This window comes from Nocardiopsis halotolerans DSM 44410 (assembly GCF_000341065.1).
GTDB classification, from domain to species: Bacteria; Actinomycetota; Actinomycetes; order Streptosporangiales; family Streptosporangiaceae; genus Nocardiopsis; species Nocardiopsis halotolerans.
Genome location: NZ_ANAX01000102.1, coordinates 52,192 through 62,366 on the forward strand (window position 1 = coordinate 52,192; position 10,175 = coordinate 62,366).

General features: G+C 71.3%; 9 protein-coding genes and 3 pseudogenes. 6 read left to right on the forward strand and 6 right to left on the reverse strand.

Going from position 1 to position 10,175, the window contains the following annotated elements; translation table 11 throughout:
• Positions 1-32 precede the first annotated feature (32 nt).
• The 4 genes from D455_RS0108155 (at position 33) to D455_RS0108170 (ending at position 3,533) form a co-directional block, all read left to right on the forward strand.
• Entirely contained in the window at positions 33-521 is a 489-nt protein-coding gene (locus tag D455_RS0108155; RefSeq protein WP_017570251.1) for a Jag family protein, read from the forward strand.
• Between the two features lie 282 nt (positions 522-803).
• Positions 804-1,559 (forward strand): 16S rRNA (guanine(527)-N(7))-methyltransferase RsmG, encoded by a 756-nt coding sequence (gene rsmG, locus D455_RS0108160; protein WP_017570252.1) that lies wholly within the window; start codon positions 804-806, stop codon positions 1,557-1,559.
• A gap of 158 nt (positions 1,560-1,717) precedes the next feature.
• Positions 1,718-2,563: a ParA family protein gene (locus tag D455_RS29695; protein WP_051064599.1), complete on the forward strand. Its 846-nt coding sequence runs from the start codon at positions 1,718-1,720 to the stop codon at positions 2,561-2,563.
• A gap of 22 nt (positions 2,564-2,585) precedes the next feature.
• Positions 2,586-3,533: a ParB/RepB/Spo0J family partition protein gene (locus tag D455_RS0108170; protein WP_017570254.1), complete on the forward strand. Its 948-nt coding sequence runs from the start codon at positions 2,586-2,588 to the stop codon at positions 3,531-3,533.
• Between the two features lie 106 nt (positions 3,534-3,639).
• Here D455_RS0108170 and trxA read toward each other — a convergent pair whose 3' ends face one another.
• From trxA to D455_RS0108190, 3 genes and pseudogenes are all read right to left on the reverse strand, one after another.
• Positions 3,640-3,963: a thioredoxin gene (gene trxA / locus D455_RS0108175; protein ID WP_026122433.1), complete on the reverse strand. Its 324-nt coding sequence runs from the start codon at positions 3,961-3,963 to the stop codon at positions 3,640-3,642.
• An 85-nt stretch (positions 3,964-4,048) separates the two neighbouring features.
• Positions 4,049-4,973, reverse strand: a pseudogene (trxB, locus tag D455_RS32630) (thioredoxin-disulfide reductase).
• A 375-nt stretch (positions 4,974-5,348) separates the two neighbouring features.
• Positions 5,349-5,801, reverse strand: a complete 453-nt coding sequence (locus tag D455_RS0108190; protein ID WP_017570256.1) for a hypothetical protein — start codon at positions 5,799-5,801, stop codon at positions 5,349-5,351.
• Positions 5,802-6,000: 199 nt separating this feature from the next.
• Here D455_RS0108190 and D455_RS0108195 point away from each other — a divergent pair, with 199 nt between their 5' ends.
• Both D455_RS0108195 and D455_RS0108200 read left to right on the forward strand, forming a co-directional pair.
• Complete coding sequence (locus D455_RS0108195) at positions 6,001-7,167, forward strand: sensor histidine kinase (protein ID WP_017570257.1); 1,167 nt, start codon at positions 6,001-6,003, stop codon at positions 7,165-7,167.
• Positions 7,164-7,859: a response regulator gene (locus tag D455_RS0108200; RefSeq protein WP_017570258.1), complete on the forward strand. Its 696-nt coding sequence runs from the start codon at positions 7,164-7,166 to the stop codon at positions 7,857-7,859. The genes D455_RS0108195 and D455_RS0108200 overlap by 4 nt, the downstream gene beginning before the upstream one ends.
• 76 nt (positions 7,860-7,935) lie before the next feature.
• Here D455_RS0108200 and D455_RS0108205 read toward each other — a convergent pair whose 3' ends face one another.
• From D455_RS0108205 to D455_RS0108215, 3 genes and pseudogenes are all read right to left on the reverse strand, one after another.
• Positions 7,936-8,850 (reverse strand): hypothetical protein, encoded by a 915-nt coding sequence (locus D455_RS0108205; RefSeq protein WP_026122435.1) that lies wholly within the window; start codon positions 8,848-8,850, stop codon positions 7,936-7,938.
• Positions 8,847-9,463: pseudogene (gene sigM / locus D455_RS29700) on the reverse strand (RNA polymerase sigma factor SigM). Before sigM ends, D455_RS0108205 begins: the two are co-directional and overlap by 4 nt.
• A 28-nt stretch (positions 9,464-9,491) precedes the next feature.
• A pseudogene (locus tag D455_RS0108215) lies at positions 9,492-10,175 on the reverse strand (hypothetical protein); the annotation flags it as partial.

The following is a 10,175-nucleotide window of genomic DNA, read 5'->3' on the forward strand; positions in this document are numbered from 1 at the left end:
CAAGTAGCGAGGAAGAGAGCGGTGGAGTAGCGGTGGCTGAGGCGCCTGAGGCCGGAATCGACATCGAGGCCCTGGAGAACGAGGGCGACATCGCCGCGGACTACATCGAGGGACTCCTCGACATCGCGGACTTCGACGGCGACATCGACATGGACGTCGAGGGCGACCGGGCGATGGTCTCCGTCGTCGGCGCCACCCTCGACGAGTTGATCGGTGACCGGGGGGAGGTCCTGGAGGCCCTCCAGGAGCTGACCCGCCTGGCGGTGCACCGGGCGACCGGCGAGCGCAGCCGTCTGATGCTCGACATCGGCGGGTACCGCGAGGGGCGCCGCAAGGCGCTCTTCCAGGTCGGCACCGACGCCGCCAACAAGGTCAAGGAGAGCGGCGAGATCCACCCGCTGGAGCCGATGACCCCCTTCGAGCGCAAGGTCGTGCACGACGCGGTGGCGGCGGCCGGCCTGAGCAGTGAGTCCGAGGGCGAGGAGCCCAACCGCTACGTGGTGGTGCACCCCGCGTCCTAGAACGCAGGTCTCCGGGGCGGTGTTTCACGTGAAACACCGCCCCTTCTCTGTGTCCGCGTTTCACGTGAAACACGCCGCCGGGGTGGTCGAACCGACATGTGGCCGTGTCGACAAGTGTTCTTCGGTCGCCGCGCGGCGCGTCGGGCCTCCGCGCGGGGGAGGCGGAACACGGAGGCGGGCACGTTTCACGTGAAACCTTCGGTGTACCCCGCGCGTAGGATCAGAGAGGGTCTTTCCCCCGCCAACCGCGTTGCACCGCTTGGCGAACCGAGCATGGAAGTGATGATGAACGAGTTCACAGGTGGTGACCCCTCGGGCTCTGAGGAGTCCGGCTCCACGCTCCCCTCCCCACCCGAGGAGGCGGAGGACGTCTTCGGGGACTCCCTGCCGAAGGCGCGGCGCTACGCCGAACTCCTCGCCGACGACGGAGTGCGGCGGGGGCTCATCGGTCCGCGTGAGGTCCCCCGCCTGTGGGAGCGACACCTCATCAACTGCGCCGTCGTCGAGGAGCTGCTTCCCGAGGGGGCGGAGGTGGTGGACATCGGATCGGGGGCCGGACTGCCCGGCATCGTGCTCGGCCTGCTGCGCCCCGACATCCGGATGACCCTGCTGGAACCCCTCCTGCGCAGAACGGTCTTCCTCAACGAGGTGGTCGACCTCCTGGAGCTGCCCAACGTGGAGGTGCGGCGCGGCCGGGCGGAGGAGGCGCACGGCGACCTGTACACCGACTTCGTCACCGCCCGCGCGGTCGCACCCCTGGGTCGCCTCGCCGGGTGGTCCCTCCCCCTGCTGCGCAGGAACGGGAGCCTGTTGGCGCTCAAGGGGGAACAGGCGGAGGCCGAACTGGCCGCCGCGGAGCAAGACGTTTCGAAACTGCGGCCCAGCGTTAGCGATGTGATCCGGGTGGGGCGGGGTAAAGTCGATCCCGCTACCACGGTCGTTCGCGTCACGGTGACATCCGACGGTGGTCCGCCCCCGTCAGCGGGATCCCAGAAGAAGGCGCGGGGCGGCAAGAAGAAGCGCGGACGGAAGAGGTGAACTTCTTCGTGCCCCAGAACCCATCCGACAACGCCGGTGTTTCACGTGAAACATCCGGGGGCGCCTATGGAGACCTGCTCGATGTTTCACGTGAAACGTCGCCCCAAGGTGACCACGGAGTCCCCGACACCCCGCTCGCACGCGCGGCCCGCGCGGCCATGACGGTTCGCGGGCACGACGACGCCTGGCCCCGTCCCGGAGCCTGCCGGGTGATCAGCGTCGCCAACCAGAAGGGCGGCGTCGGCAAGACCACCACGACGGTCAACATCGCCGCCGCCCTGGCGATGCACGGTCAGCGCGTCCTCGTGGTCGACCTGGACCCGCAGGGCAACGCGTCCACCGCCCTCGGCATGGAACGCGACGGCCAGACCCGGTCCATCTACCACTGCCTGGTGGAGGACGAGGAGATCCGCAAACTCGCCCAGCCGGTCCCGGACATCCCCAACCTGTGGTGTGCTCCGGCCACCATCGACCTGGCGGGCGCCGAGATCGAGCTGGTCTCGCTCGTCGCGCGGGAGGCCCGGCTCAAGCGGGCCTTCGCCGCCTACGACACCTCGGACCTGGACTACATCCTCATCGACTGCCCGCCCTCGCTCGGCCTGCTCACGGTCAACGCGATGGTGGCGTGCGACGAGGTCATGATCCCCATCCAGTGCGAGTACTACGCCCTGGAGGGACTCAGTCAGCTCCTCCGCAACGTGAAGCTCGTCCAGTCCCACCTCAACCCGGGACTGGCGATCAGCACCATCCTGCTGACGATGTACGACGGCCGGACCCGGCTCTCGCAGCAGGTGGCCGACGAGGTGCGCTCGCACTTCGGCGAGACCGTCCTGGAGACGCTGATCCCCCGGAGCGTCCGGGTGTCCGAGGCACCCAGCTACGGCCAGTCGGTGATGACCTACGATCCCGGGTCCACCGGTGCGGTGGCCTACCTGGAGGCCGCCCGGGAGATGGCCCACCGGGGAGCCAAGGGTCCGGCGGGCAGCGCCGGGCAGAGTCTGTGAGGGAGTGTGAAGGGAGTTGCCGGTGAGCCAGCAGCGGCGCGGACTGGGCAGGGGACTGGGGGCACTCATCACACAGGGGCCCTCGGACTCCGCGCACTCCGAGGACGTGGAGGAGATCACGCCCGGTTCCGCACAGGAGGGGCCGACGCCCCTGCCGGACGGAACGTACCTGGAGGAGATCGAGCTCGGCGCGATCACCCCGAACCCCCGCCAGCCGCGGCACCACTTCGACGACCAGGCCCTGGAGGAACTCCGGGACTCGATCAGCGAGGTCGGTCTGCTCCAGCCCGTCGTCGTGCGCAGGCTCACGGGGGAGTCCGGCTACGAGCTCATCATGGGCGAGCGCCGGTGGCGGGCGAGCAAGGAGGCCGGTCTCGACCGGATCCCCGCGATCGTCCGGCAGACCAGTGACGACGAACTGCTCCGCGACGCCCTCCTGGAGAATCTGCACCGGCAGGAGCTCAACCCGCTGGAGGAGGCGGCGGCGTACCAGCAGCTGCTGGACGACTTCGGCGCCACCCACGGGGAGCTGGCCCAGCGGATCGGCCGTTCCCGGTCGCACATCACCAACACCCTGCGGCTGCTCAACCTGACGCCGAAAGTGCAGACCCGCGTGGCCGCCGGTGTGCTCAGCGCCGGACACGCGCGGGCGTTGCTGGGTGTGGAGGACCCCGACCGCCAGGACCGGATGGCCGCGCGCGTGATCCAGGAGGGACTCTCGGTCCGTTCCCTGGAGGAGATCGTCGCGCTCCGCGAGGAGTCCGACGATGACGCTCCCAAGCCCCGTCGCGCCCCGGTGCGGACCGACAACCCGCCCCAGGTGGAGGAGTGGGCGACCCGCCTCTCCGACCGGCTGGACACCACCGTGAAGGTCGACATCGGCAAGAAGAAGGGCAGGATCGTCGTGGAGTTCGCGACGATGGAGGACCTGGAGCGCATCATCGGCCAGATGGACACCGGCGGTTCCTGACCGGTGCGGCGGTCGTGTTTCACGTGAAACACCGACTCACCGCCGCGGAGAACGACGAAGGCCCCCGGAGGAACCCGGGGGCCTTCGTGCTGCGCGGTGCGGGGAGTTACAGGAACTCCGCCAGGTCCTTCTCCAGGACGCGCTTGGGCTTGGCGCCGATGATCTGCTTGACGACCTCGCCGCCCTTGTAGACGTTCATCGTCGGCAGGGACATCACGTTGTACGAACGCGGGGTCTCGGGGTTCTGGTCGGTGTTGAGCTTGACGACCTCGATCTTGTCGCCGTACTCCTCGGCCAGCTTGTCCAGGACCGGGGCCATCTGCTTGCACGGGCCGCACCAGTCGGCCCAGAAGTCCACCAGGACGGGCTTGTCGCTGGCGAGGACCTCCTCCTTGAAGGTGGCGTCGGTGACGTGCTTGACGGTGGACATGGTTCTCCTTGGTTCCGTGTAACCGGGGCGGGTGGGAGAGGTTCGGGGTGGGGACGGGCGGCCCGGAGGACCGTCCTCCCCGCCGTCAGTTGCCGAGCGCGGCGAGGTAGCGCTCGGCGTCCAGGGAGGCGGCGCAGCCGGTGCCCGCGGCGGGGGNACTGGTGGTCGACCACGTCGCCCGCCGCGAAGACGCCCTCCAGGTTGGTCCGGGTGGACGGGGAGTCCACCTTGACGTAACCCTCCTCGTCGAGCTCGATCTGCTTGTCGAACAGCTCGACGCGCGGGTCGTGGCCGATCGCGACGAACAGCCCGGTCACGTCCAGGGTGCTGGTCTCGCCGGTCTGGTTGTCGAGGACGCTCAGGCCGGTGACGCGCTCCTCGCCCAGGACCCTGGTGACCTCCGAGTTCCAGAGGAAGGTGATCTTCTCGTTGGCGTGCGCGCGCTCGGCCATGATGCGGCTGGCGCGCAGCTGGTCGCGGCGGTGGATCACGGTGACCGACCTGGCGAAGCGGGTGAGGAACAGGGCCTCCTCCATGGCGGTGTCGCCGCCGCCGACCACCGCGATGTCCTGGTCGCGGAAGAAGAAGCCGTCGCAGGTGGCGCACCAGGAGGTGCCGCGCCCGGACAGCTCCTTCTCGCCGGGCACGCCCAGCTCGCGGTAGCCGGAGCCGGTGGCGAGGATGACCGTGTGGGCGAGGAAGGTCTCGCCGCCCGCGACGACCTCCTTGACGGGCTTGGTCAGGTCCACGGCGGTGACGTCCTCGGGCACCAGCTCGGCGCCGAACCGCTCCGCCTGCTTGCGCATGTGATCCATCATGAGGTCGGGCCCCATGATGCCGTCGGGGAAACCGGGGAAGTTCTCGACCTCGGTGGTGTTCATCAGAGCGCCGCCGGCGGTGATGGATCCCTCGAACACCAGGGGCCGCAGCTCGGCACGGCCGGCGTACACGGCGGCGGTGTACCCCGCCGGTCCGGAACCGATGATGATGACATTGCGGACGTCACTCACGCTCATTGGCCCTTCACACAGTCACTGCCCTGGCCACGGGGTGTGACCTCAGGGGAAGATGGTTAGCACAACCGATGGTAGGCGCCGGGCATTCCCAGTGGGACATCCCCCCAGGTTACGGGGGTGGGGTATACGGAACCGCCTGTCCCGGGGCGGTTCCGTGCGATCGCGACGGTCCTCCGGACGGGGACGCGGCGGGAGGGCGCCGGGAGGGGTTTGCCACTCCGTGCCCCGGCTGTGTTTCCTTTGGGCCTCCGCTCCTCCCGCCCGCCGCCCGCCATCGCCCGCCGGGGGCGCTCCGCGCCAGAGCGGACTACCACCCTCAAGGGGCGCATGCGGAGCAGCGCTTTCCGTGTTCATGCGCCCAGGCGCGCCTCAGACGCCCCTCCGGCCGCCGTCGAGGGCCGACCGTACCGCCAGGGCGATCGCGCCCGCCACGAGCCCCCAGAGGGCGTTCAGGGCCAGGACGGAGACGAGGCCGAACGGGTTGGTGAGCGGCCCCCGGAGTTCGCCGAGCATCACCGGGGACAGGACCGCGCTCAGCACGACCGAGAACACGGCGTAGGCCAGCCCCGTGTACACCAGGGTGAGCAGGGGGCGCGGGACGTGGGCGACCACCACGGCGGTCACCCAGGCGACGGTGATGAGGGCGGTCGTCCCCAGTTGGAGGAAGGGCGACCAGTCCAGCGCCTCGGTGACACCGGTGACGCCGAGCAGGGGGCGCGTCAGGGCGAGCGCCCCGAGCCCCAGCACCAGGGACCACGGGATCTCGGAGAACGGCCCGTCCGCGGAGGGGCCGTCGGCACGGGGCGGCTGCTGCCGGTTCATGGGTACCTCACGGACTCGGGGTGCGTGCGAGCACCGGGGAAGGAACGCCTCCGACGCTAGGAACCCGGAACCCGGCCGCGCGTCCGGTAACGGTTCCGGGCCGCTACGCACCTCGGACCCCGCCGCCTACGTCCGGACGCGTAGCGGCGCGGTCCCCCGGTCCCGTGCCTCGCGGGGCGCCCGTCCGTAGAATCGCCGCATGCCCAGTGACCGCCAAGGCGTCGTGGTCGACGCGCTCTTCGGGTTCGCCGTCTTCGCGGTGGTGGCGATCGCGGTCGCCTCCGACGTCAGCGACACGGGGAACCTGCCGCTGGGGTACGGGATGGCCGCCGTGCTCGGCGCGCTCATGCTGGTCCGGCGCCGCTGGCCGGTCGCGGTCCTGCTGGTCACCGCGGTCCTGGTCATCGCCAACTACATGCTCCAACTGCCCGTCATCGGCCTGGCGGTCCCCGTGGCCGCCGCGCTGTACTCGGCCGCGGAGGCGGGCCGCACCCCGTGGTCCGTCGGCCTGGCCGCCGCGCTGGTCCTGGTCTCCACCGTCGCCCGGCTGTCGGAGGGACAGGACCCCGCCTACCTGCTGGGGTACGAGCTGCCCACCACGGTGGCGGTCATGGGCGCGGCCACCGCCCTGGGCCACGTGCAGTGGCAGCGGCGCCGGGCCGAGTACCAGCGCGCGCGGATCGCGGCCCTGGACGAACAGGCACGCGAGTCCGAGGCGGCCGAACGCCTGGCGCTCGAACGCACCCGTATCGCCCGGGACCTGCACGACGCCGTCGGCCACCACCTGTCCGTGGTGTCCCTGCACACGGCGGTGGCCGTCGAGGCCCTGGGCGACGACCCGGCGGACGTGCCGGTCGCGCGCGCCGAACTGGACCACGTCGCCCGGGCCTCCCGTGCGGGCCTGAGCGAGCTGCGCGCCACCGTGCGCGCCCTGCGCGACGCCGACCCGGGCGACGATCGGGTCTCCTCCCTCGCGCACCTGGACGAACTGGTGGTGAGCGTCCGCGCGGCCGGGGTGGAGGTGGAGGTGACCGGCGTTCCGGAGCCGGGGGAGGTGCCGGGCATGGTGGACGCGACCGCCTACCGGATCGTCCAGGAGGCGTTGACCAACACCCTGCGCCACGCGCACGCACGCCGGGCGCGGGTGGACATCACGAGAGGGGACGGGGTGCTCGACGTGACGGTGACCGACGACGGAGCGGCCGTGCGGGCCGTCTCGTCGGGGAGGGCGGGTCCCCCGACCGGCAGCGGGCTGGCGGGGATGCGGGAGCGGGTGCGGCTGGTCGGCGGCTCGGTGGAGGCGGCTCCCCGGCCCGGTGGCGGGTTCGGGGTGCGCGCGCGGCTGCCGATCGGGGACGACCGGTGATCCGGGTCCTGCTCGCCGACGACCAGCCCCTCGTCCGCACCGGGGTGCGCGCGCTGCTGGAACGGGACGAGGAGATCGAGGTGGTGGCCGAGTCGGGCGACGGCCGCGAGGCGCTCGCGGACATCGACCGGTACCGCCCCGACGTGGTCCTGCTCGACCTCCAGATGCCGGGGCTGGACGGTCTCGCGGTGCTCCGCGAGTGGGAACGCCGGGCCGACAGGTCGTCAGGGGGACGTGTCGACACGTCGACGGATCGCCGAAGCACCAGGGTGGTGGTCCTCACCACGTTCGGCGAGGACGACAACGTGTTCGCGGCGCTGCGCCTGGGCGCCTCCGGCTTCCTGCTCAAGGACGCCGGTCCCCGGGAACTGAGGGAGGCGGTGCGCACGGTCGCGGCGGGGGAGGCGCTGCTCTCGCCCGGGGTCACCCGCCGGGTGATCGAACGGCTCGCCGACGCCTCGGTCGCTCCGGAGGCCGCCGCCCGACTGGACGTGCTGACCGACCGGGAGCGTGAGGTGCTGGCCCTGGTCGGCCGGGGGATGTCCAACCAGGAGATCGGCGGCGAGCTGCACCTGAGCCCGGCGACCGCGCGCACCCACGTGGGCCGCCTCCTGGCCAAGCTCGGGGTCCGCGACCGGGTCGGCCTGGTGGTGGTCGCCTACGAGACGGGCCTGGTCCGTCCCGGCCGGTGAGGCGTCGACATGTCGACGGGGCGCCCTGGGCACGAACCGACATGGCGACGTGTCGACACGGGGGCACGGCCGCGGATCAGGGGGACCGGACGGTCTCCTGGGCGAGGACGCTCCGCCCCGCGTCGCCGCCCCGGGCACAGGCCGGACTGACCACGTACACCTCGTACCGGTCGTCCGGGGGAGAGGAGAACAGCACCCACGCGGGGGACTCCTCGTCGCCGTAGTGGGCCTCGTCCACCAGGCTGAAGTGCGTCCCGAGCTCCTCACTGAGGCGCGACACGCACTCCTGCATACCGGTGGGCGCGGTCTCCAGGGTGGTCATGGGCTCGGTGCCGTCCGCCTCGCCCACGGGGGCCAGGTCGAGCGTCCGTGCGGCCTGCTCGGACAGGGACGCCTCGGTGTAGACCGTCTCGCTCCGCACCACCTGCGGCATGTAGGACTGCGCGATGTGCGGTTCGGGCTCGGCGGCCTCCCCGCCGCCCTCCTCCAGCAGCGGTGCCGAGACGCCCGTACTTCCCTGGCCGCCGGACATCACGTCGTCGAACACGGCCGCGCCACCGCCGCCGATGACGACCGCCGCGGCGGCCACCATCATCAGCCGGGGCACGTTGACCCGGCCGGAGCCCTTCCTCCGCCTGCGCGGGAGGGGGGTCACCGTGGCTCCTCCCGGGACCGCGGCGTGGGGTACCGGACGGCCGGTGGTGGAAGCGTCGTCGGCTCCCTCCCGGTCGTCCCGGTCGTTGTCGGAGGTGTGGGCGGCGCGCTCACGCGCCGCCTCCGCGACGCGCTGGTCGAGGAGGTCGGCGACGTCCCGGGGCAGTTCGGGAGCCGGCGCGGCGGCCAACGCCTCGCTGACCCCGGTCAGCTCCTCCAGGGTCGCGGCGCAGATCGCGCAGGTGTCTATGTGGGTTGCGACGGTGCGTTCCTCGTCGGGCTCCAAGAGCTCCTCGGCGAAGAAGGCCAGTGCCTCCACGTCTGGATGGGACGTCACGATGGGTTGGCACCTCCTCTCCCAGTTGTGACGTCTCCGGGGTGTCGGGGGTTCCTCAGATGCGCCAGTGAGGGAAGAAGTTTGGCGCGACCTCGCGCACACCTGCTCTTGACGGTCCCCGAGGCCACGTCGAGGATACGCGCGGCCTCCTCCACCCGGTAGCCGAGCATGTCCACCAGGGTCAGCGCCATGCGCTGGTCCAGGGGGAGCAGGTCGAGCGCGGCGTTGACGTCCATGCGGGTCTCGGTCTGGGAGGCGTGGTCCGGGCCGCCCCCCGTGCGGCCCAGCCGCTCGTTGGACATGACGTCCAGGGTCTCGTCCTCGGTGGGGGTGGCGGGCCGCACCTTCCTGCGGCGCAGCCGGTCGTGGCAGGCGTTCACCACGATCCGNTGGTCACCTGCGACTCGCCGCGGAAGCGGTCGGCCGCGCGGAAGGCGGACAGGAACGCGTCCTGGAGGGCGTCGGAGGCCTCCTCGGGGTCACCCATCATGCGTACGGCGACAGCCCAAAGGCGCTCACGGTGCCGGCGCACCAGGACCGCGAAGGCCTGGTCGTCACCCTGAGCGTGCCTCGTCAACAGCTCCCGGTCGGGGAGCTCCTGGGCCGCGTCCATCAGCGCTGATCAATCCCTCTGGCGTCCATCAGAGACCGCGCACCTCGACCTCGTTGATGGTCCCACGCCATCTGTTGTGCTCATCCTGGGGCAGTTCGGTGAACCAGATCAGCACGTACCGGCCGGTGGCGGCCTCGTCGAGGGTGACGGTGGAGGAACCGCCCACCGTCTCGGTCGTGGCGACGGGCAGGTTCGCGTCCAGGCTCGCCTGGTCGCTGACCGCGTTGTCGTCGCCGACGCGGATCTCGACGCCGTAGTCCCTTTCGGGCATCTGCAGGACGACCTCGCGGACCTCCTGACTGGAGCCCAGGTCCAGAAGGAGGCCCACGCCGCCCTTCAGGTCCTGAAGGGGGTCCTTGTAGCCCTCGGAACTCCAGTCGGTGGCAGGGTCGTTGTCATAGGCCTTGGGGCCGTTCTCCGAGTGCTCGTCGCCGTCGCCGAGCGGGTCGAACCCGGTGGCGCCGGTGATCTCCAGCGTGCTCAGCTCCACCTCGTCGTTCGAGGACCCCTCACCGCCGCCGCCGCTGGGAGTGGCCCGCTCCTCGCCGTCGGAGGCCCAGTTCGACCCGATCATCCAGGCGCCCGCGACCACGCCGACGAACAGCACCACGGCGACCACACCGACCAGGACCTTCTGGAGCGAGGGCTGCGTGCGCGCGGTCCGCCGCTCCATCCGGGAGGGCGCCGACCGCTCCCGCGGCTCCCCGGCGGC